Annotated in this window: 23 protein-coding genes; 8 read left to right on the forward strand and 15 right to left on the reverse strand. The window is 49.7% G+C overall.

From position 1 onward, the window contains the following. The first annotated feature begins 66 nt into the window (after positions 1-66). Positions 67-693, forward strand: a complete 627-nt coding sequence (yyaC, locus tag GLV97_RS15770; RefSeq protein WP_160841119.1) for a spore protease YyaC — start codon at positions 67-69, stop codon at positions 691-693. A gap of 2 nt (positions 694-695) precedes the next feature. On the opposite strand, the gene GLV97_RS15775 is transcribed toward yyaC, so the two are convergent. The 5 genes from GLV97_RS15775 to GLV97_RS15795 all read right to left on the reverse strand — a co-directional run bounded on the left by GLV97_RS15775 (position 696) and on the right by GLV97_RS15795 (position 4,903). Then, positions 696-1,400: a DUF554 domain-containing protein gene (locus tag GLV97_RS15775; protein ID WP_160837619.1), complete on the reverse strand. Its 705-nt coding sequence runs from the start codon at positions 1,398-1,400 to the stop codon at positions 696-698. Positions 1,401-1,462: 62 nt separating this feature from the next. After that, positions 1,463-2,296 carry a ParB/RepB/Spo0J family partition protein gene (locus tag GLV97_RS15780; RefSeq protein ID WP_160837621.1) on the reverse strand — a complete coding sequence of 278 codons (834 nt, stop codon included), beginning with the start codon at positions 2,294-2,296 and terminating at the stop codon, positions 1,463-1,465. Further along, positions 2,277-3,050, reverse strand: coding sequence for a ParA family protein (locus tag GLV97_RS15785; RefSeq protein ID WP_160890082.1), 774 nt, complete (start codon positions 3,048-3,050; stop codon positions 2,277-2,279). Before GLV97_RS15785 ends, GLV97_RS15780 begins: the two co-directional genes overlap by 20 nt. Before the next feature lie 111 nt (positions 3,051-3,161). Further along, positions 3,162-4,025, reverse strand: coding sequence for a nucleoid occlusion protein (gene noc, locus GLV97_RS15790; RefSeq protein WP_160837625.1), 864 nt, complete (start codon positions 4,023-4,025; stop codon positions 3,162-3,164). A 335-nt stretch (positions 4,026-4,360) separates the two neighbouring features. Next, the gene (locus tag GLV97_RS15795) at positions 4,361-4,903 is read right to left on the reverse strand and encodes a GNAT family N-acetyltransferase (RefSeq protein ID WP_160890083.1); all 543 of its coding nucleotides are present in this window, start codon (positions 4,901-4,903) and stop codon (positions 4,361-4,363) included. Positions 4,904-5,058: 155 nt separating this feature from the next. Here GLV97_RS15795 and GLV97_RS15800 point away from each other — a divergent pair, with 155 nt between their 5' ends. Both GLV97_RS15800 and splB read left to right on the forward strand, forming a co-directional pair. After that, on the forward strand, positions 5,059-5,319 hold the full coding sequence (locus tag GLV97_RS15800; protein WP_160837628.1) for a transcriptional regulator SplA domain-containing protein: 261 nt from the start codon (positions 5,059-5,061) through the stop codon (positions 5,317-5,319). Beyond that, positions 5,313-6,341: a spore photoproduct lyase gene (splB, locus tag GLV97_RS15805; RefSeq protein ID WP_160841122.1), complete on the forward strand. Its 1,029-nt coding sequence runs from the start codon at positions 5,313-5,315 to the stop codon at positions 6,339-6,341. Before GLV97_RS15800 ends, splB begins: the two co-directional genes overlap by 7 nt. Before the next feature lie 73 nt (positions 6,342-6,414). Here the strand turns inward: splB and GLV97_RS15810 are convergent, their stop codons facing one another. The 4 genes from GLV97_RS15810 to GLV97_RS15825 form a co-directional block, all read right to left on the reverse strand. Then, the gene (locus GLV97_RS15810) at positions 6,415-6,678 is read right to left on the reverse strand and encodes a hypothetical protein (RefSeq protein WP_160890084.1); all 264 of its coding nucleotides are present in this window, start codon (positions 6,676-6,678) and stop codon (positions 6,415-6,417) included. 310 nt (positions 6,679-6,988) lie between these two features. Next, on the reverse strand, positions 6,989-8,077 hold the full coding sequence (locus tag GLV97_RS15815; protein WP_160890085.1) for a Ger(x)C family spore germination protein: 1,089 nt from the start codon (positions 8,075-8,077) through the stop codon (positions 6,989-6,991). Further along, on the reverse strand, positions 8,067-9,182 hold the full coding sequence (locus GLV97_RS15820) for a GerAB/ArcD/ProY family transporter (RefSeq protein ID WP_160890086.1): 1,116 nt from the start codon (positions 9,180-9,182) through the stop codon (positions 8,067-8,069). The genes GLV97_RS15815 and GLV97_RS15820 overlap by 11 nt, the downstream gene beginning before the upstream one ends. After that, positions 9,175-10,686 carry a spore germination protein gene (locus GLV97_RS15825; RefSeq protein ID WP_160837638.1) on the reverse strand — a complete coding sequence of 504 codons (1,512 nt, stop codon included), beginning with the start codon at positions 10,684-10,686 and terminating at the stop codon, positions 9,175-9,177. The genes GLV97_RS15820 and GLV97_RS15825 overlap by 8 nt, the downstream gene beginning before the upstream one ends. Positions 10,687-10,790: 104 nt before the next feature. Here GLV97_RS15825 and GLV97_RS15830 point away from each other — a divergent pair, with 104 nt between their 5' ends. The 5 genes from GLV97_RS15830 (at position 10,791) to nei (ending at position 14,235) form a co-directional block, all read left to right on the forward strand. Next, on the forward strand, positions 10,791-10,997 hold the full coding sequence (locus GLV97_RS15830; protein ID WP_160837640.1) for a hypothetical protein: 207 nt from the start codon (positions 10,791-10,793) through the stop codon (positions 10,995-10,997). Further along, positions 10,969-11,955 carry a DUF3231 family protein gene (locus tag GLV97_RS15835; RefSeq protein ID WP_160890087.1) on the forward strand — a complete coding sequence of 329 codons (987 nt, stop codon included), beginning with the start codon at positions 10,969-10,971 and terminating at the stop codon, positions 11,953-11,955. The genes GLV97_RS15830 and GLV97_RS15835 overlap by 29 nt, the downstream gene beginning before the upstream one ends. Before the next feature lie 22 nt (positions 11,956-11,977). Then, a complete protein-coding gene (locus GLV97_RS15840) occupies positions 11,978-12,445 on the forward strand; it encodes a hypothetical protein (protein WP_160837644.1) in 468 nt (155 codons plus the stop codon). Between the two features lie 73 nt (positions 12,446-12,518). After that, complete coding sequence (locus GLV97_RS15845) at positions 12,519-13,388, forward strand: SDR family oxidoreductase (protein ID WP_160837646.1); 870 nt, start codon at positions 12,519-12,521, stop codon at positions 13,386-13,388. Between the two features lie 16 nt (positions 13,389-13,404). Then, positions 13,405-14,235 carry an endonuclease VIII gene (gene nei, locus GLV97_RS15850; protein WP_160841124.1) on the forward strand — a complete coding sequence of 277 codons (831 nt, stop codon included), beginning with the start codon at positions 13,405-13,407 and terminating at the stop codon, positions 14,233-14,235. On the opposite strand, the gene GLV97_RS15855 is transcribed toward nei, so the two are convergent. The 6 genes from GLV97_RS15855 to spoIIIJ all read right to left on the reverse strand — a co-directional run bounded on the left by GLV97_RS15855 (position 14,232) and on the right by spoIIIJ (position 20,473). After that, positions 14,232-14,723 carry a metallophosphoesterase family protein gene (locus GLV97_RS15855; RefSeq protein ID WP_160890088.1) on the reverse strand — a complete coding sequence of 164 codons (492 nt, stop codon included), beginning with the start codon at positions 14,721-14,723 and terminating at the stop codon, positions 14,232-14,234. The genes nei and GLV97_RS15855 overlap by 4 nt on opposite strands. A 55-nt stretch (positions 14,724-14,778) precedes the next feature. Further along, positions 14,779-15,495 (reverse strand): 16S rRNA (guanine(527)-N(7))-methyltransferase RsmG, encoded by a 717-nt coding sequence (rsmG, locus tag GLV97_RS15860; RefSeq protein ID WP_160837652.1) that lies wholly within the window; start codon positions 15,493-15,495, stop codon positions 14,779-14,781. A 17-nt stretch (positions 15,496-15,512) separates the two neighbouring features. Then, entirely contained in the window at positions 15,513-17,402 is a 1,890-nt protein-coding gene (mnmG, locus tag GLV97_RS15865; protein ID WP_160837654.1) for a tRNA uridine-5-carboxymethylaminomethyl(34) synthesis enzyme MnmG, read from the reverse strand. A 60-nt stretch (positions 17,403-17,462) separates the two neighbouring features. Continuing rightward, on the reverse strand, positions 17,463-18,839 hold the full coding sequence (mnmE, locus tag GLV97_RS15870; RefSeq protein WP_160890089.1) for a tRNA uridine-5-carboxymethylaminomethyl(34) synthesis GTPase MnmE: 1,377 nt from the start codon (positions 18,837-18,839) through the stop codon (positions 17,463-17,465). A 261-nt stretch (positions 18,840-19,100) separates the two neighbouring features. After that, the gene (gene jag / locus GLV97_RS15875; protein ID WP_160837658.1) at positions 19,101-19,715 is read right to left on the reverse strand and encodes an RNA-binding cell elongation regulator Jag/EloR; all 615 of its coding nucleotides are present in this window, start codon (positions 19,713-19,715) and stop codon (positions 19,101-19,103) included. Then, the gene (gene spoIIIJ / locus GLV97_RS15880; RefSeq protein ID WP_160837660.1) at positions 19,712-20,473 is read right to left on the reverse strand and encodes a YidC family membrane integrase SpoIIIJ; all 762 of its coding nucleotides are present in this window, start codon (positions 20,471-20,473) and stop codon (positions 19,712-19,714) included. Before spoIIIJ ends, jag begins: the two co-directional genes overlap by 4 nt. Positions 20,474-20,508: the final 35 nt, after the last annotated feature.

Consider the following 20,508-nt stretch of genomic DNA (forward strand, 5'->3'; position numbering starts at 1 on the left):
TTTGCGACGTATAGAACTGCGGACAACCTTATATACTGTTACTACTATGTGTCTGGAGGAGAAGCTATGAATTTCAAGGACAAGTTTTCAAGAGAAGAAAGACGCGTCAGCACCGAAGACCCGGCCATGAGTGATCAGCTTGCCGACTATTTGATTGAATGGCTTCCCCCGTCAAAGGAAATTGTCATCGCCTGCATCGGTACCGATCGTTCCACGGGAGATTCCTTCGGGCCGCTCGTCGGATCGATGCTTCATGATCAATTACTGGATACCTTCCATATATACGGCACCCTCGAAGAGCCGCTTCATGCACTGAACTTGAAAGAGAGACTGTCCGACATCCACCGCAGCCATGTGAATCCTTATATCCTGGCGGTCGATGCCTGCCTCGGGAAATCCTCCTCGGTCGGTTCTGTCGTTCTTGGCAAAGGTTCGCTGAATCCGGGCTCTGCATTAAAAAAAGACCTGCCTCCCGTAGGGCAGATCCATATCAGTGGCATGGTCAATGTCAGTGGGTTCATGGAGCATGTCGTCCTGCAGAACACACGCCTCCACGTTGTCATGCAGATGGCGGCTAAAGTAGCCGCAGCCATCCAGATGACAGAAGCAAAGCGCAGGAAGACCAGCATGGAAACACGGCCGTTCCAGGCATTTACGGCAGCCCGTCCGGTCATTCATAAACGGATCCAGTAGCATCAAAACCACTGATAGACCCAGAGGATCACGCCGACCATCAGCAGCGAAGGCAGCAGGTTGGCTGTGCGGATGTTTGTTACATTCAGCATATTCAGTCCAATAGCTGTAATAAGCAGCCCGCCGGCCGCCGTCATCTCTACGATGAATTGGTCAAGCATCGCCTCCGGCACCCAGCTGTTGATCTGTGTTGCCAGAAGGGCGATCCCACCTTCATATACAATAACCGGTACGACAGAAAACAAGACGCCGAAACCGAGCGTGGACGTCAGGACAAGGGCAACAAATCCATCGATAACCCCTTTGGTCATCAGAATTTCGTGATCCTGGCGCAGTCCACTGTCAAGAGCGCCCAGGACAGCCAGCGCCCCGATGACGAAAATGAGGGAGGCGGTTATGAATCCCTGCGCAATGCCGGTTTCCTGACCTGGACGGCTGAATTTCTCTTCCAGCCACCGACCTGTGGCCTGCAGCTTATCCTCAAGCGAAGCTGCCTCTCCGATTAAACCACCAAGCAGGAGGCTTAAAAGCACGATCACAATGTTTTCTGTTTCAAACGCCATCTGCAGTCCGATCAAAATGACCGCAAGACCAATCCCGTTCATCACCGTTTCCTTGAACCGCTCGGGAATCTTCGTAAAAAATAGTCCAAGTCCTGTACCAACCGCGATACAGAGCCCGTTGACGAGTGCGCCTGTCAACACCATCCCTTTTTCCCCTTTCTACACATAAATAGACCAGAGACCCGCAGGCCTCTGGTCTTTAACCGCTACTCCTGGAACATATCGAGAATTCTCTCCAAATCCGCTTCATTGGTGAATTCGATCTCAATTTTCCCTTTCCGGCGGCCTTTTTGGATTTTCACAGCCGTGCCGAGCCGGTTTCTCAGGTCGGTCTCCCGTTCCTTTAAAAACACATCGGCCTGTTTCGGCTGCTTTTTATCTTTGGACCTTTTCTGGTTCTTTTCATGGATCAGCCGCTCCACCTGCCGGACATTGAGCGATTCCTTAACGATCCGGCCGGCCAGGTGGATCTGTTCGTCCCGGTCTTTTAAACCGAGCAGGGCCCGGCCGTGCCCCATCGAGAGGCTGCCGGATTCGATCAGTTCAATCACTTCCTGCGGCAGCGATAAAAGGCGGATAAGATTGGCGATATGTGAACGGCTTTTTCCTAAACGCCTGGACAGAATTTCCTGTGTGACGTTCAGTTCCTTGATCAGCTTCTCATAGGAACGGGCTTCTTCTACAGGGGACAGATCTTCCCGCTGCAGGTTTTCCAGCAGAGCCAGTTCCATCATTTCCTCATCCGTCAAATTCTTAACGATGACAGGAATCGTTTCAAGCGCTGCCTGTCTGGCTGCCCGCAGGCGGCGCTCACCCGCAATCACCTCGTAGCCCTTGATGCTTTTTCGGACAATCAAAGGCTGGAGGATGCCGTGGGTTTCTATCGACTGCTGAAGCCCTTCGAGCGCTTCCTTGTCGAACTGCCTGCGGGGCTGATACGGGTTCGGCCGGCATTCGCCCACAGACACGTCAATCAGTTCATCATCCTCCATGGAGCCGGTGATCAGAGAATCCAGTCCTCTACCTAACCCTCTCACCATTTGTAATCACTTCCTTTGCTAATTCTAAATAGACTTCTGCTCCCCTTGATTTTGGATCGTACAGGATTGCCGGACGTCCGTGGCTGGGAGCTTCGCTCAACCGGACATTACGGGGGATGATTGATTGATACACCTTGTCCTGAAAGTATTTTTTCACTTCTTCAATCACCTGGATGCCGAGGTTCGTCCTGGCATCGAGCATCGTGAGCAGCACACCTTCAATCATCAGCTGCTTATTTAAATGCTTCTGGACAAGCCGGACCGTATTTAACAGCTGACTCAGTCCTTCAAGCGCATAATATTCGCACTGTACTGGAATTAACACCGTATCAGAAGCGGTCAGGGCGTTCAACGTTAAGAGGCCTAAAGAGGGCGGGCAGTCAATAATGATGTAATCATATTCCGTTTTCAGCTGATCCATGGACTTTTTCAACTGAGCTTCTCTGGAAATGGTACGCACCAGTTCAATTTCTGCACCGGCGAGCTGGATGGTGGCGGGGATGGCATCCAGGTTCTGCACGAGTGTTTCCGTCCGGACCCTGTCCGCTTGGACGTCGTCAATGAGCACATTGTAAATGCATTGATCCATATCTCCCTTTTCCACACCTATTCCGCTCGTCGCATTTCCCTGCGGGTCGATATCAACTAAAAGGACTTTATGATGGAGGTAAGCCAAGCATGCACTTAAATTGACGGCTGTCGTCGTTTTTCCGACACCGCCTTTTTGATTCGCGATGGAAATCACTTTCCCCATGGGGTCACCTGCCTCTGTTTTAGTATAATTCTACCATTTTATCCGGAGAATAGGCGGAAACAGCTTAAAAAAAGCCCCATCTCCACAAAAAGTCAAGATGGGTGCCGGACGTTATGATTTTTTCTTCGGTATTTTAATAGTGATCTGATAATAATCGTCATGATCCTGCTCGTCTGTTTCCAGATCAATGCCGGTATCTGTCACCATATTCAACGACTGGCGGATGGTATTCATCGCAATCCGCATATCCTTGTTCACCCCTTTAAGGGTGGGTTTCTTTTTCTTCGGCTTTGGATCGGAAAGCTTGGCAATCCGTTCCTCCGTCTGCTTCACGTTCAACTGCTTCTCAATGATTTCCTTCAGCACCTGCTCCTGCACTTCCGGATCTTTCAAAGCGATCAGCGCACGGGCGTGCCGTTCCGTTATCTGCTTGTCCATAACAGCCTGCTGGACAGATTCCGGCAGCTTCAAAAGCCGGATTTTGTTCGCAATGGTCGATTGGCTTTTACCGAGACGCTGGGCCAGGGCCTCCTGAGTCAGTTGATGAAGCTCGATCAGTTTCGCGTAGGCGAGGGCTTCTTCAATGACCGTCAATTCTTCCCGCTGCAGGTTCTCAATTAAGGCCACCGACGCCGTCTGGGAGTCATTCATATCACGGATAATCGCGGGAATCTTCTCCCATCCGAGCGACTGAACAGCGCGCCAACGGCGTTCACCGGCAATCAGTTCATAATCTTCTTCATTTAACCGACGGAGAACGATCGGCTGAATCATCCCATGCGTATGTATCGTCTGGGCAAGTTCGCTGATCTTCTCGCTGTTGAAAATCGCTCGTGGCTGATAGCGGTTAGGCTGTACACGATCTACGGGAACCTGTACAACTTCATCGGGGCTGTAGCCTTGTTCCTCATTGTTGTCATTATCCGATTCCGGTTTGTCCCCAAGCCCGAATAAACGACCAAAAGGATGTAACACGATCAGACACCACCTTTATACGATCAAGCATACGCCTTTATTTATAAGAATGAAAGGAATGGTTTGAAACATAAAAAGCGCCGCAGGCTGTAGACGCTGCTGCGCACACGTATGCCGTTATCTTTTCTCTCACCATTTTATCACATTTATACAGGGAAAAGTATCTTGATGAACGAAGATTTTACATCCTCCCCCTGTCGAAACCGGCAGGATCTTTGCAAATCCCTGCTGATTTGATGCGTTTTCCCTTTCTGTCCCTATGACAGATTTCGTCGATAAATTTTGTTCTATGCCTGTGCCTCATAAAAAAACGCCTGAAAGCAGGCGCTTTTGTTTCACATGGAACGTGATGAGGATTCACGAATTCGTCCGTACACGTCGATGTCCTTGAATTCCCCTCTATGAAGCATGTCCTTTTTCAAGGTCCCTTCATAGGTAAGACCGGCCTTCTGCATGACCCGTGTAGAAGCAGGGTTGGAGGAGATTGCCGCTGCCCAGATCCGGTTCAGCTGCAGTTCCTCAAAACCGAAGCGGACCACCCGCTGCGCCGCCTCTGACGCATATCCGCGTCCCCAGTAAGGGCGCCCCATCCAATAGGCGAGTTCGCCTTTTTGGTGTCCTTGATCCACGCGGAGGGTCATCGTTCCGAGCAGTTCTCCGTCTTCCTTCCGTTTCACAGCGAAAGGAAAAGCCGTTTGTTCCTCCATCCATGCTGCATGCGCGGCAATCCATTCTTTCGCATGATCAACGGTATACGGATGCGGAACAAACGTCGCTGCCGCCACCTCCCGGTCACCCGCAAGCTCGGCTGTTTTTTCAGTAAGATCTTCTGTGAAAGGCTCTAAAATAAGCCGTTCTGTACTCAATTTCCACTTCATAAAACTCATCCTCCTGTTTTTCCATTCTTGATAGGTAAGGTCAATTCCTTTTATTTACATGGAATTTCATAATAAAATCACCAGCCTCGTGGAAAAATGAGCACAAATGCACAAGGATTAGAAGTTAGACCAATCTTACGAGAGCAGGTGTCAGTATGGAATTTCAACAATCCTACAAAGCAGGAGACATCGTCTATGTCATTTACCGCAATCCGCACACGTATGACGTGGCGAACGTCCAGGAGGCGGCCGTCGTCAATAACCCCGAACAGCCGGGCGACCTGGCGCTGTTTCTGTATGAAACCTATTTTCCACTCGATGAAAACATCGCGGTGTATGCATCAGAAGGAGAAGCAGAACGAGCCTACTATGATGCTTTCGGCGGCGGTGCTGAATCGGAGGGACAGCTGTGGTAAAACCATTTGTACCGGAACTTGTCTATATTGAACCGCGGGCCCTCGACTACCCTTTAGGCCGGGAATTAAAAGAGAAATTCGAAGGGATGGGGATTGAAATCCGGGAGACCACTTCCCATAACCAGGTCCGGAACCTGCCGGGGGAAAATGATTTCCAAAAATACCGGATGGCCAAATCGACCCTTGTTGTCGGTGTAAGAAAAACGCTCAAATTTGATACGTCCAAACCGTCAGCGGAGTACGCCATCCCGCTTGCCACAGGCTGTATGGGCCACTGTCACTACTGCTATCTGCAGACCACAATGGGCAGTAAACCGTACATCCGTACGTATGTGAACGTCGATGAAGTGCTCGACTCAGCAGAGCAGTATATGAAGGAAAGGGCCCCGGAAATGACCCGGTTTGAAGCGTCCTGTACGTCTGATATTGTGGGCGTCGACCACTTGACCCATTCCTTGAAGCGGGCGATCGAATACTTCGGTCAGTCCGAATACGGCCAGCTCCGGTTTGTGACAAAATTCGCGCACGTCGATCATCTGCTCGATGCCAAGCACAACGGCCGCACCCGGTTCCGTTTCAGCATGAACGCAGATTATGTCATCAAATATCTGGAGCCCGGCACTTCCAGGCTCGATGACCGAATCGGGGCTGCCGTGAAAGTGGCTGAGGCCGGTTATCCGCTCGGCTTCATTATTGCCCCGATCTACCTTTACGAAGACTGGAAGGAAGGGTACAGAGTGCTGTTTGAAAAGCTGCAGGACAGACTTCCGGACCATGCGGTGAAAGATTTGACGTTCGAACTCATCCAGCACCGGTTCACAAAGCCGGCCAAACGCGTCATCCAGAAGAATTACCCTATGACTAAGCTTGAAATGGATGAAGAGAAACGCAAATACAAATGGGGACGCTACGGTATTGGGAAGTACGTGTACCAGAAGGACGAGCAGGAGGAAATGAAAAACGTCCTCGGCGGCTATATTGCCGAATACTTCCCGGAAGCCAGTCTCGAATATTTCACGTGAAACAACAAAGACCTCCATCCGGAGGTCTTCAGCTTGTAGAGAACCCCCTGTTTCTTTACAAGTTTTTTCTTTCTTACCGCCAGGAGCGTAAGCCCCTTCCCTTTCCGCGGACGAGCGCCCGAGCTTCCTCGCAAAACCCATGCTCGGTGATCTCGGACCACTCGTTCTTCCGCAGGAGTGGAAGGGGCACCGCTCCTTGGGAGTTCTTTAAAATCGAAAAAGATTCCCCTTCAACCCGCTCACCCTTGTTGGATGGCAGGCAGTCTTTTTCATATTCCGACAGGCAGGCAGCCGTCATCAGCGCCTGTTCTTTCCCTTTTTCTTTTGCAAGCGTCAATAGCGCAGTCCATGCCGTTCTTTTGAGTCTGCGAACCTGCTTAGTGCACAATCTCTCGTCTATATATGCTACTGTCGGCACGAGGAGCGTTCGGTGGTGATGCCTGCGGGAACAGCACGGGCCGAAGATCCACTTGGGCAGGCGGTCTTCCTGACCAAGTTAGCTGAGGGCGTGCCCGCGGCATTCATCCACCGATAAGCGGAACGTGCCCTCTCAACACGAGAAATGTACAGCTCTAACTGGTTAACACAGGCTTTTTCTACAGCCCCAAAAAAGACCTCCATCCGGAGGTCTTTTTTGTTTAGGTAAATTAAGAGAAAATGCCGTATTCGGTAATTTCGACATCAACATCAAACTGAATATCCATATCCGGGTAGAGATCCTCCCACCGTTTTTCATCAAAATGCCTCGTCCTCGTCTTGGCGAAATGGCCGAGACCGAGCGGGTCGATGCCTTCCTTCTTAAACAACTCGATCATCTCATCCGCATTCGTTTTGAAATAGTCGACAAACGCATCTTCCATTTCCTCGGCCAGCTGCGGGGAAGGCTTCTCTTCCACGCCTACCATTTCATTGACTTCCGACTTCAGCTTCACATTGATTTCCAAACCAGGGTTCTCGTTCGTTCCTGTCAGTTTATAATCTACGGTGGAACCGATGTTATCAAGCATAATCGTCCCCTCCTGAAAGGGGAGATCCTGCATTCCTCTCGTGAAATTCTCTTTCATCATTTTGAACGTAAATACTTTCGCATCCGAAAGCGTGGTCACCAGTTTCCCTTTCTTAAAAAAACCGATGCCCGATATTTCCACAAAGGACTCTTTCTGCGCCAAAATAGGAAGGTAGGGATCCATCCCAATCGCATAATAGGCATACAGAAATTCGTGCAGGCTTGTCGATGGAAAGTTGTGATGGATATTATTCTCAATCAATCCCTGGAGATGCTTGGACGTAGTCTCATCCTGGGTATACCCATTTTCAATCAAATCCTGGGTCTGTCCATCCACCACACCGAGATACATGTTCCGGCTTAAACGGGCATCCCGGCTTAACACATCAATCACATCGGAAATCCCTTCCTCAGCCAGTTCCATACTGTATAAGGTGACCGCCAGTTTACCAATGGAAATCGGCTTGGAGGATTGTTTCTGGATTTCCTTTTCCACATCCTTGATGGAGTTGGCGTCGACGGTCAAATAGAGTTCCGACGCAGCAGTTTTCTTTTCACTTTTGCCGTACTGCGGAATCGATACGGTTCCTTTGATTCTTCCTCCATCGCCGCCACGGTCATAGCCGGAAATCTGGACAATTGCATTTTCCTCGACGCTTTTACTCGGTACACATCCAGCTGACAGGAGGAGGATGCAGAGAAGTACGAAAAATTTCCACTTAATGTTCATGTCGTTTCCTCACTTTGTCCGTAATCGTTTTCAAAAGGAGAAGAACAGGAATGTAAAGCAGCACATAAAAGCCGACGGTACCGATGAAGTTATTGATGGCATTAATTGGGTCCCTTCCAGCCACCAGAGCGACCGGGAAGAACAAGGAGATACAGGTGAACCTCAGAAAATGGATCTGCTTCACCGGGAAGACCCTTTTCATCACGCGCGTCGCTCCCCAGATCCCGATACAGACGTTAGGCAGAATCACATACAGCCACATCGCAATCCCGACATACTCAAATCGTTCAATGAACGGAAATTCGACAATTTTCCATGTGGAGATCGTTCCCCATACGACCTGCTTCAGCTGTTCCTCGCTGAAGTAGACAAACGTGACGAGGACGCTGATGAAGTAAAGCATCGTCGTATAGAAGACGGCAAAATGAGCCCATTTTTTTGATTTATGAGGATCTTTGATAAAGGGATAGAAGATCAATAGAAACTCCAGGCCGAGAAAGCTGAGTGCACTCTGCTTTGCAGCCGCCATAATCTGCATCGGACTGTGCTCGATGTTCGGGTAGATATTCATCGTATGACCCGCCTGGATAGGGAAAAACTTCAGCAGAAGGATCGGCAGGCCGATGACGATACTGATCAGCGCAATTCCGGTGAGTACCCGGAACCCCCCGGAGACGATATAGTAGACAAGCCCGATCATGACAAAGGCAAAAATCCAGACCTGCAGTCCGGGAAACATCCACACTTTAATGACTTCAATAAAGGTGATCATGACATCAAACGCCAGCAGCAGGGCATAGATTGCGAATAGAAGACTTAAAAAACCACCGATGTATTTTCCGAATACCTGCTTATGAATATGAACAATATCCCCGCCTCCATTCTGAAGGAGACGGTACATCACCCAAACGAGGACTTGGAGGAATCCCCCTGCGACAAGAACAGAAATCCAGGCGTCAAAACCGGCTGTTTCCACTAAATACCGCTCAAACCCGAGAATTCCGATGCCGACCTGCATGGTGCAGATGATGAAAAAAACATAAAATGGGCTGACCAAATAGTTTTCAGAAATGTTCAATCCTTCGATTTCGTTTAATTTATTCATCGATATCCCTCTTTGCTTTCACCCTGTCTTTATTCATACGGATCGGATCCTCGGACCGCATCAGCACCGGACGCTCAACCTGCTTCGGAAATGGAAGGCGTATGAATGCATCTTTCAAATCCTTGAACCGCAGTGGGTACAACGGTTCAAAAAATGGACGGCCGATGGACTGAAGCTTGATCAGATGACCGATGTAGAACACCATACACATCGACACACCGACAAGCCCCCAGAGCTGGGCACCCATCAGAAACGGAAAACGGATCAGACGGATGGTATTACCAATTTGATAAACCGGTGTCGTAAAGGAAGCCAGGGCACTGAGCGCCACAATGATCAGAAGGACGTTACTCGTCAGGCCCGCATCCACGGCAGCTGTACCAATAACGATACCTCCTACGATACCGATCGTCTGGCCGATTTTCGTCGGAAGCCGCGCACCCGCTTCCCGGAGGAGTTCAATCGTCAATTCCAGTATGATCACTTCAAGAATCGGTGGGAAGGGAATATCAGACCTGGAGGATACAATGGTAGCCATCAACTCCGGTGGAATCATCTCAAAATGATACGTCAGCACGGCTACGTACAAAGGTGTGCTCAGAACAGAAAAGATAACAGCAAATAAACGGATGAGCCGAAAGACAGAAGCCAGGTGCCAAGTAAGGTAGTAATCATCCGAGGCCCCGAAAAATTCGACCACTGTTGTCGGGCATGTAAGTGCGTGAGGCGATCCGTCGACTAATATCGCGATTTTTCCTTCCGCCAGATTGGAAACCACCCTGTCCGGCCGCTCTGTGTCAAGCAGCTGTGGAAAGGGGGAATTGGAATTATCCGCAATCATCTGGGTAATAAACGAGCTGTCGACCAGCTGATCATACTCGATATCCTGGAGACGCTGAGTAACCGTATCCACATTATCCTTGTCCGCCACCCCGTCGATATAGATCACCGCTGTCCGGGTGCTCGTCATTTTTCCAACCTGCAGTTCTTTGACAGTGAGCTGCGGAAGCGGAAGACGTTTACGGATCAAATTAATGTTCGTATTGATCGTCTCAACGAAAGCTTCCTTTGGTCCTACGACACTGAATTCGACTTCCGGGATGCCCACATCTCTTGATTCCAGTGAAACCGCTGGAACAAGCAGGACTTTATCAACAGACGATTTCACTTGGATCATAATGTATCCGAACATGACTTTTGTCTGGATGACCTTCAGATCGTCCGTAATGAGAACATTTTCAACGGGGATGGTTTCTTTGATCTCCTTTAAACTGTGTAAATCGTGACTGTTTAGCGTTGTCAGTACTGAACGGTTCAAGATTTTCGAGTCACTCATCGTTTTTAAATAGGAAACAGTACACCGGGTCGTCCCATCGAGTTCAAATTGAATGAAATCCTCAGATTTCCCCAGCACTTCAATAAATTCAGGAAGCGTGTCACTTTCATTATAGGAAGGTTTCTGATCTCCCTGCTTTTTTTTATTTTTCCGCATCCATTTCCACATGATGAGCTCCTTACATTAAGTCTGACTTCTTCTCTCTTATCATCCACATTCCGTAATAATTTATACTCCCCGGGACAGGATAAGAGGGATGAAGGAGGCCGGTCATGATTTATGCTTATCTTTCCCCGTTGGTTTTCATCGTCTGTATATTCGTCTCCACGATATTTGTTGTCGACTGGTTAGCCAAATTATTAATCTACGGATTTCTTGTCAATTTTATATTTCTGCCATGGATCGTTCTTTACCGCCATGAACAAAAAGAAAGCGAGGAGGGAAACAGCAATGTCGGAAAAGAAACTAACAGCCAATGAAGTGGGCGTACTGTGGACGCAGTATATCCAGAACAGTATGGCTGTTCCTGTACTCGAATACTTGAAGAATACGTGTGAGGATGAAGACTTGAGCCCCCTGATCGAGATGGCGGGAGACCTCGCAGAAAAGGGGCTGGACACCTGTACAGATTTTTTCAAGGAAGCTCGTCTGCCAGTTCCCAACGGCTATTCGCTCGATGATTTAAACCCGAGAGCAAAGAAACTGTTCACGGATGCATTTATGCTGACGTTTTTAGAGCATATGGGAAAAGTCGGATTAACCTCGGACGGCTATTCCCTCGGAGCCTCTGCCAGAGAAGACGTGCGCGCTTTTTTTACCGACCGGATCAATCAGCAGGATAAGCTGTACAATTTATGTGTCCAAACCGCGCTTGAAAAAGGCATCTATACGAGAGCTCCTCAAATTGAAATTCTGAATGAAACCGAATATATCCAAAGTAAATCCTACTATCATCCGTTTCATAAACGGTCACTGAACACGATTGAAATCACTCATATTTATGAGAACGTCAAAAACAATGCCCTTGGGGAAGTGATCTGCCAGGCCTTCGGTCAGACGACGAAAAACAAGACTGTTAAAAAGTACATGAGACGCGGAAAACAAATTTCCATCGATCACCGGATCTGCCTTTCCACCATCCTTGAGAAATCCGGAATCACCGTTCCGATGAAATCTGCCAGTTTATTGACAACCAGCACCGATCCGGTCTTTTCCGACCGTTTGATGATGTATATGATCAGTGTGCTCATTTCCGCCGGACAGGGCAACTACATCAACGGAGCAGCCGTCAGCCTGCGCTATGATATCGTCTATCATTATCATAAGCTCATGCTGGAAGCCGCCGTCTATGGGAAAGACGGGCTGGACATGATGATTGAGAATGGCTGGTTTGAAGAGCCCCCGCAGGCGCCGGACAAACAGAGACTCATCCAATAAACTCAGCGGAAGAGGAATAGACATGAAGGAAAAACGACTGGAAATCATATTATGGAGCATTGCCTTTCCCGGGTTCGGACAGATCCTGAACGGACAGTTCTTCAAAGGGCTCTCTTTTATCATCATTGAAGTGGTTTTAAACTATAACAGCCGCTTCAATATGGCCATCATACACAGCTTCCACGGAGATATCGCCAAAGCGGTTGAGGTGACCAATTACCAGTGGCTGATGTTTTATCCGTGTATTTATATGTTCGCCGTATGGGATGCCTATGCCCAGGCCGACGGAAAAGTCCCCCCCTATTCGTTTCTTCCGTTTGCTTTTTCAGCCTACTTCGTTACGGTGGGGTTGATTTTTTCGTCCACGCTGCGGATCTTGGGCGTATTGATCGGACCGATCTGGCTTCCCATACTTTTTCTCATTCCCGGGATTGGAAGCGGTTTGATTGTGCGGTCTCTCCTGCTCCGTTTCTCCGACCATTCCTCCTGAATACGCCTCTCTTGTTTGAACATTCCATGATCGTGGAATGAGCACATTAAAACAAGTTGGAGGAGGAATTGAAATGAATCGACAACAACGTCAGACCCAGGGGCAGCCGGGTCAGGAACAGGAACGGCAGCCGGGAACAGAGGGACAGATGAACCCATCCCCCCTGCAGGCCGATGAAGATTATAAAAGCGGGAATAAACTGCAGGGAAAAGTGGCGCTTATTACAGGCGGGGACAGCGGCATCGGCCGTTCTGTCGCCATCGGTTATGCAAAAGAAGGCGCCGATGTAGCGATTTCCTACTTAGAAGAGCATGAAGATGCGGAATATACGAAGAAGCAGGTGGAAGCAGAAGGGCGCCGGGCCATCTTGATTGCCGGAGATGTTGGCGAAGAGTCCGTCTGTCAGGAGGCGGTGGAAAGAACCGTAAAGGAACTCGGGCAGCTTGATATTCTCGTCAACAATGCGGCGGAACAGCATCCGACAGACGACCTGTTGAACATTTCAGCCGAGCAGCTGGAGCGGACGTTCAAAACCAATATCTATTCGGTTTTCCATATGACGAAAGCGGCTCTCCCTCATTTGAAGCAGGGCAGCTCGATCATCAACACCGCCTCAGTGAATCCGTATGTCGGAAATCCAGATCTCGTTGATTATACAGCCACTAAAGGGGCCGTCGTTGCGTTCACCCGCTCTATGGCTAAACAGCTTGTCGACAAAGGCATCCGTGTCAACGGCATTGCGCCGGGGCCGATCTGGACACCACTCATTCCATCCACCTTTTCTGAGGATAAAGTGGAACAGTTCGGAACGAACACTCCAATGGGACGTCCGGGACAGCCGGTGGAACACGTCGGAAGCTATGTGCTGCTGGCCTCTGATGACTCCACGTATATCACCGGACAGTTTATCCATATCAACGGCGGAATGTTCACATCCAGCTGAGGAGAGGAAGAGACACATGCCGGAAGGACCCGAAATCCGCCGTGCTGCGGATCAAGTAGAAAAAGCACTCAAAGGTCGAGCGGTGCTCGACCTTTTTTTCGCGTTTGAACGCCTTCAGGAATATGAAGACATTCTACAGGGCGATACGATCGAGCGTGTGGATACGAAAGGCAAAGCGATGCTCATCCGTTTCCAAAGAGGGTACACGATTTACTCACACAATCAATTGTACGGCAAATGGGTGATCAGAAACGCTTATAACTATCCGGAAACAAACCGCCAGCTGCGACTCGCCCTGCATAATGAGAAGAAGTCGGCACTGCTTTACAGCTCTTCGGACATCGAAGTACTGCGGACAGAGGAAGCGGAGGCCCACCCCTTTATCCAAAAGACAGGACCGGACCTGCTCAGTGAATCTGTAACTCCGGAAGATCTGTTTGAGCGCTTCACCAGCAAAAGGTTCCGCAACCGCAGATGGACCTCTCTACTGCTTGATCAATCCTTTATCGCCGGTATCGGTAACTACCTGCGCAGTGAGATTTTGTTCAAAGCCGGTATCTCTCCTTCTGCCCGTCCCTCTGATTGTTCTGAGGAACAGCTTTGGAAAGCGGCCGAAGCATCGATCGATCTGACATGGCAGTCCTACCGTCATAAGGGCATCACGAATGATTTGGATCTCGCCGCTCAGCTGAAAAACCAGGGCGTTAAGCGCCGGGCCTACCGTCACTGGGTGTTTAACCGCGCCGGGCATTCCTGCCGGATCGACGGAACGGAAATTGAAAAGATTCAGGCGGCTTCCAGACGTCTCTATTATTGCCCGACCTGCCAGAAATACCCGGAGCTTTAGCGGAAAAAGATGTGCTCCGCGTGGATCCCTTCTTCCCCTATCGTCAGAAGACCGAAGGAATAGTATGGCAGCCGGCGCTTTTCTGTGACAGAGCCAGGGTTGAACAGCAGCGTTTTTTTGAAATAGCGGAGGACGGGAATGTGGGAGTGTCCATAGATTAAAAGATCAGGCGGTTGTTCTGCGAAAGCTTCCAACGCCCGTTTTTCCGTCGTTTTCCCTTCTCCGTGCCCGTGAACGACCCCGATGGAATACCCGGCCAGAGTGATGAGTTGTCTGGCGGGTACGATCTCTTTCATGTCCTCCCCGTCCACGTTGCCATAGACGCCTGTGACGGGAGCATAGCGGTTCAGTTCTTCGTAGAGTTCCGGCGTCTGCCAGTCACCGGCATGAATGATCTGATCCGCTTCTTGTAAAGCGGTCGTGAGACGATCAGGCAGACGCAGGGCTTTTTTCGGCATATGCGTATCAGACAGCACAACAATTTTCATGACGAACCCTCCTAAAAAAAGCCACCCTATCGTTCATAGATAGAGTGGCTTGTTGTTATTGAATCGGTGTTTTATTCGGTGTGCCCGCTTTACGCGGGTATTTTTTCGGTGTTTTGCGTCGTTTTTCAACGATGGCAATGTTCCGTTCACTGCCCTCTTCCGGAAGCTCGAACGTATAAATGTCTTTCACTTCGCCTCCGACCGTCTGAATCGCGGTCTCAGCCTCCTGCATCTCATCCCTGAGGTTCGGTCCCTTCATTGCCATGAACCGGCCGCCCTTCTCGGTTAAAGGAAGGCACAGCTCACTCAGGACAGACATCCGGGCAACAGCGCGGGCCATGACCAGGTCATAGCTTTCCCGGAAGTTCGCGTTTTTTCCGAAGTTTTCGGCACGATCATGATAAAAAGCGACATCATCGAGCTCCAATTCGTGGGCTAAGTGGTTTAAAAAAGTGATCCGCTTCTTCAATGAATCGACAATCGTCACTTTCAAATGGGGAAAGGCGATTTTCAGCGGCAGACTCGGAAATCCAGCCCCCGCTCCCACATCACAGATGCGGAGGGGTTCGGAAAAGTCATAGTAAAAGGCCGCTGTCAGAGAGTCATAAAAGTGCTTGAGATACACGCCTTCCTGATCTGTAATGGCGGTCAGGTTCATTTTTTCGTTCCACTCGACGAGAATTTCAAAATAGCGCTGGAACTGGTGCTGCTGCTTTTCATTGAGTTCAATGCCTTGTTCTTTCAAAGCGTTCAGAAAGGTGTTCGTATCCATAAACCCATCCTCTCGAGTTATTCTCCAGACACACGTGCGATTTTACCCTGCTCAATATAGACAAGCAGGATCGAAACATCCGCCGGGTTCACCCCGGATACCCGGGAAGCCTGTCCGACAGATAGCGGACGCACAGCTTTCAGGCGGTCACGCGCTTCTGTAGCCAGACCGTGGATGGCATCGTAATCGATGTCTTCTGGAATTTTTTTCGTCTCCATCTTCTTCATACGGTCAATCTGCTCGAGCGCCTTCTTAATATAACCGTTATATTTCGTCTGGATTTCCACCTGCTCTTTGACATCATCCGGCAGATGGACATCACTGGCACTCAGCCGTTCAATATGGCTGTAGTTCATTTCCGGACGCTTCAAAAGATCCACCGCACGGACGGCGTCTTTTAACTTGGAGCCTCCCGCTTCTTCGATAACCGCCTGCACTTCATCCGTTTCCTTCAAGATCACTTTGTCGAGGCGTTTTTTCTCGTCTTCGATTAAACGCTGTTTCTCAAGGAAACGGTTATAGCGGTCCTCTGGAATCAGACCGAGCTGATAGCCGATTTCCGTCAAACGGAGGTCGGCGTTATCGTGGCGCAGCATCAAACGGAATTCAGCACGGGATGTCAAGAGACGATACGGCTCGCCGGTTCCTTTGGTAACAAGGTCATCGATCATGACACCGATGTAGCCTTGGGAACGGTCAAGGATCAATGTTTCAAGATCAAGGGCCTTGGCTGCGGCGTTAATCCCGGCCATCAGTCCCTGCCCCGCGGCTTCTTCATATCCGGACGTTCCGTTAAGCTGCCCGGCTGTGAAAAGACCATCAATCTTCTTCGTTTCAAGCGTCGGCCACAGCTGTGTCGGAACGATGGAATCGTACTCGATGGCATAGCCGGCGCGCATGATTTCAGCATTTTCCAGCCCCGGAACCGTACGCATCATTTCGTTCTGCACATATTCAGGCAGAGAAGTCGATAAGCCCTGGACGTATACTTCCTCCGTGTCCCGGCCTTCCGGCTCAAGGAAAATCTGGTGACGCGGCTTATCATTGAAGCGGACGATCTTATCCTCGATGGACGGGCAGTAGCGTGGTCCTGTCCCTTTGATTGCACCGGAGTACATCGCAGAGAGGCCGAGGTTATCGTTAATGATTTGGTGTGTGTCTTCGTTCGTATACGTCAGCCAGCACGGGATCTGATCCGTAATGAATTCGGTCGTTTCATAGGAAAAGGAGCGCGGCTCTTCTTCCCCCGGCTGGATTTCTGTCTTGGAATAATCAATCGTGTGACTGTTGACGCGCATCGGTGTTCCGGTCTTGAAGCGGACCATCTCAATGCCCATCTCTTCCAGTTGTTCAGAAAGTGAAACGGTGGAACGCTGGTTGTTCGGTCCACTTTCATAGGAAATGTCACCGATGATGACACGGCCGCGCATGAACGTTCCTGTCGTTACGATAACCGTCGGTGCATAGTAGGCCGCTTTCGTTTCTGTGACGACTCCTTTTATCTGATCGTCCTCGACAAGCAGCTGCTTCACCATCGCCTGGCGCAGGGTCAGGTTTTCCTGATTCTCAAGCACGCGTTTCATTTCTTTAATATACAAAGGCTTATCCGCCTGGGCACGCAGTGCTCGTACAGCCGGGCCTTTTCTCGTGTTCAATAGACGCATCTGGATGTGGGTCTTATCAATCACCTTACCCATCGCGCCTCCTAATGCATCAATTTCCCGGACGACGATTCCTTTAGCCGGACCACCGATGGACGGGTTACATGGCATAAACGCGACAAGGTCGAGGTTCAGGGTCAGCATCAATGTCTTCGCCCCGCGGCGCGCTGCGGCAAGACCTGCCTCTACGCCCGCATGACCAGCACCAATTACTATTACATCATAATGCCCTGCATCATATGTCATTTGGATGTCTCTCCTTTAAATGTTTGTTCCAAAAACCACTCTATCTTTAACAAAAGCTTGTTATTTACCTAAACAGAACTGGGAGAACAATTGATCAATCAAACTGTCATGCACCGATTCACCGACGATTTCCCCGAGAATCTCCCACGTACGGGTTACATCGATCTGGACAACATCCAGAGGTACGCCCATCTCCATACCGTTCTGTGCGTCTTCAAGCGCCTGCTTGGCCTGCTTCAGCAGCTGCACGTGGCGGACATTGGAAACATACGTCATATCACCTGCATCCAGGTCCCCTTCAAAGAAGGTCTGCCCGATCGCCTGCTCAAGCTGATCGATGCCCTCTTCCCTGATCAAGGCCGTCGTAATGACCGGCTGATCGTTCGCAAGCTCCTTCACGCGGTCAAGGTCGAGCTTTTTCTCAAGGTCGGTTTTATTCACGATGACGATCACATTCATATCGCTGATCGCTTCAAACAGCTTCTCATCTTCCTCGGTCAGTTCATCGCCATAGTTTAACACAAGCAGGATCAAATCGGCTTCTTTCAGCACTTGGCGGGAGCGTTCCACACCAATGCGCTCGACGATATCCTCGGTTTCCCGGATCCCTGCTGTATCGATCAGCCGGAGAGGAACACCGCGGACATTGACATACTCTTCGATGACATCGCGTGTCGTCCCCGGTATTTCGGTAACGATGGCCTTGTTTTCATGAACAAGGGCATTCATCAACGAGGATTTCCCGACGTTCGGACGACCGATAATCGCAGTTCCGAGACCTTCCCGCAGAATCTTCCCCTGCTTGGCGGTCTCTAAAATCCGCTCGACTTCCTCGTGCACTTCCTTCGTTTTCTGCTCCATCATGGCATGCGACATTTCTTCCACATCATCATATTCCGGATAATCAATGTTCACTTCCACGTGAGCAAGTGTTTCCAGAAGCTTCTGGCGCAGATTGTGAATCAGATTGGACAGGCGGCCGTCCATCTGCTTCAAGGCAACGTCCATGGCCCGGTCCGTTTTGGCCCGGATCAAATCCATCACTGCTTCCGCCTGGGAAAGGTCGATCCGTCCATTCATAAACGCACGCTTCGTAAATTCCCCCGGTTCAGCCAGCCGTGAGCCTGCAGCCAGCGCAATTTCAAGCACCCGGTTCACAGACACGAGTCCACCGTGACAGTTGATCTCGACGATATCTTCTCTCGTAAATGTTTTCGGGGCACGCATGACAGAAACCATCACTTCCTCCGCCATTTCACCGGTTTCCGGATCGATGATCTTTCCGTAATGCATCGTATGGGAATCGACGTTGTTCAAATCCTTCCCTTGAAAGAGCCCGGCGGCTGTCGCAACGGCTTCAGGGCCGCTTAAACGGACGATGGCAATGGCTCCTTCCCCCATCGGGGTGGAAATCGCCGCTATTGTATCTGTTTCCATACGTTTTCACCTCCTGAATTGAATGGGTATCTATAGTTATCCACATTATTTTTTACTAGTCACTAACATACTACCTTACCACACACCCGTGTGTTTTGAAAAGATATGCGGACCGAAACCCGCATTCAGGGTTATCCACATGTGCATAACCTTCTATCCATCATCTTTTCCCCGCAAGAGGTCTCCGATACCCTCTTGTGGACAAGCGTACAGCCAAAAAAATACTCCTGCCGGCTTTTATGGCAGAAGTATTTGTTGAAATCAGCGTGGGTGAATGACGACATGCCGGCGCGGATCGCTGCCGTCCGACGATGTTTTCACCTGTTCGTGTTGCTGCAAAGCGTTGTGAATGATTTTTCTTTCATAGGAAGGCATCGGCTCCAGCCTTACGTCCCGGTTGGTCCGGACCGCTTTATCCGCCAGCCGTCCAGCCAGGTTTTCCAATGTTTCCTTCCGTCGGCTCCGATATCCTTCCGCATCAAGCATGACGGTATAGAAGACATCAGATCCGCGGTTGACGACAAGCTGGACCAGGTATTGAAGGGAATTCAATGTCTGGCCGCGCTTGCCGATCAAAACAGCGATGTGCTCTCCCTCCAGATTGAGGAAAATGTCCCGCTGCCGTACTTCAGAATGAACCTGAACAGGAGCTCCCATTTGTTCTGCTACTTCATAGATGAATGTTTCAGCATCCTGCAGAGGATTTTTCTTGATGGATACCTTAACGATCGCTGGTTTGGAGCCAAACCCAAGAAATCCTTTTTTACCTTCATCAATAATATCAATGGTGACTTGATCTTTTGATGTCTGTAATTGCTCTAATGCAGATTGGACCGCTTCATCAATGGATGGACCCGTAGCAGTTAATTGTTTCACTCACTTGCTCCTCCCGTCGCATCTTTCATCATTGGTTTACGGATGAATACTGTCTGCAGAATCATAACGATGTTACCGACGATCCAGTACAGGGCAAGGGCAGATGGGAAGAAGAATGCGAACGTACCGATCATCAGCGGCATGACGTACAGCATCATCTGCATCTGCGGGTTCTGCGCTGCTGCGCCGCCCGCCATCATTAATTTCTGCTGCAGGAAGGTCGTTCCTGCTGTCAAAATGGCCAGGAATGGATCGGATGAACCGAGTTCCAGCCATAGGAAGTTATGCGTCTGTATCTCTGAAGTTCTCATGATGGCATGATAGAATCCGATCAAAATCGGCATCTGCACGATAATCGGCAGACAGCCCGCCAGCGGGTTCACGCCGTGCTTTTGGAACAGCTGCATCGTCTCCTGCTGGAGCTTCTGCTGTGTCTGGGCATCCTTGGATGAATATTGTTCACGAAGACTCTGCAGTTCCGGTTGAATATCCTGCATCGCTTTTGAGCTTTTCAGCTGCTTAATGTTCAACGGAAGCAGAATCAATCGAATGATAATCGTTACAACGATGATCGACAATCCATAGCTGCCACTGAAAAGATCAGCAAAAAATAGTAGGGTCTGAGACAATGGCCATACGATATACTCGTTCCAAAAACCTGTGCTATCCGAGTTGATTTCCTGGTTTACCTGCGTACACCCGGATAGGAACGTAAGCACGCCCGCCATGGCAAGCAGTGCTATCATTTTATTACGCAACGTTCCTTCCTCCTTAAATGACTCTTCACTTTTTC

It is taken from the genome of Halobacillus litoralis (assembly GCF_009856355.1).
Classification (GTDB): Bacteria; Bacillota; Bacilli; order Bacillales; family Halobacillaceae; genus Halobacillus; species Halobacillus litoralis_B.

Bases quoted from the DNA above. Each gene is read 5' to 3' on its own strand.
- yyaC (WP_160841119.1), top strand. From the start codon at position 67: ATGAATTTCAAGGACAAGTTTTCAAGAGAAGAAAGACGCGTCAGCACC.
- GLV97_RS15775 (WP_160837619.1), bottom strand. From the start codon at position 1,400: ATGGTGTTGACAGGCGCACTCGTCAACGGGCTCTGTATCGCGGTTGGT.
- GLV97_RS15780 (WP_160837621.1), bottom strand. From the start codon at position 2,296: ATGGTGAGAGGGTTAGGTAGAGGACTGGATTCTCTGATCACCGGCTCC.
- GLV97_RS15785 (WP_160890082.1), bottom strand. From the start codon at position 3,050: ATGGGGAAAGTGATTTCCATCGCGAATCAAAAAGGCGGTGTCGGAAAA.
- GLV97_RS15795 (WP_160890083.1), bottom strand. From the start codon at position 4,903: ATGAAGTGGAAATTGAGTACAGAACGGCTTATTTTAGAGCCTTTCACA.
- GLV97_RS15800 (WP_160837628.1), top strand. From the start codon at position 5,059: ATGGAATTTCAACAATCCTACAAAGCAGGAGACATCGTCTATGTCATT.
- GLV97_RS15815 (WP_160890085.1), bottom strand. From the start codon at position 8,077: ATGAACATTAAGTGGAAATTTTTCGTACTTCTCTGCATCCTCCTCCTG.
- GLV97_RS15820 (WP_160890086.1), bottom strand. From the start codon at position 9,182: ATGAATAAATTAAACGAAATCGAAGGATTGAACATTTCTGAAAACTAT.
- GLV97_RS15825 (WP_160837638.1), bottom strand. From the start codon at position 10,686: ATGTGGAAATGGATGCGGAAAAATAAAAAAAAGCAGGGAGATCAGAAA.
- GLV97_RS15830 (WP_160837640.1), top strand. From the start codon at position 10,791: ATGATTTATGCTTATCTTTCCCCGTTGGTTTTCATCGTCTGTATATTC.
- GLV97_RS15835 (WP_160890087.1), top strand. From the start codon at position 10,969: ATGTCGGAAAAGAAACTAACAGCCAATGAAGTGGGCGTACTGTGGACG.
- GLV97_RS15840 (WP_160837644.1), top strand. From the start codon at position 11,978: ATGAAGGAAAAACGACTGGAAATCATATTATGGAGCATTGCCTTTCCC.
- GLV97_RS15845 (WP_160837646.1), top strand. From the start codon at position 12,519: ATGAATCGACAACAACGTCAGACCCAGGGGCAGCCGGGTCAGGAACAG.
- nei (WP_160841124.1), top strand. From the start codon at position 13,405: ATGCCGGAAGGACCCGAAATCCGCCGTGCTGCGGATCAAGTAGAAAAA.
- GLV97_RS15855 (WP_160890088.1), bottom strand. From the start codon at position 14,723: ATGAAAATTGTTGTGCTGTCTGATACGCATATGCCGAAAAAAGCCCTG.
- rsmG (WP_160837652.1), bottom strand. From the start codon at position 15,495: ATGGATACGAACACCTTTCTGAACGCTTTGAAAGAACAAGGCATTGAA.
- mnmG (WP_160837654.1), bottom strand. From the start codon at position 17,402: ATGACATATGATGCAGGGCATTATGATGTAATAGTAATTGGTGCTGGT.
- mnmE (WP_160890089.1), bottom strand. From the start codon at position 18,839: ATGGAAACAGATACAATAGCGGCGATTTCCACCCCGATGGGGGAAGGA.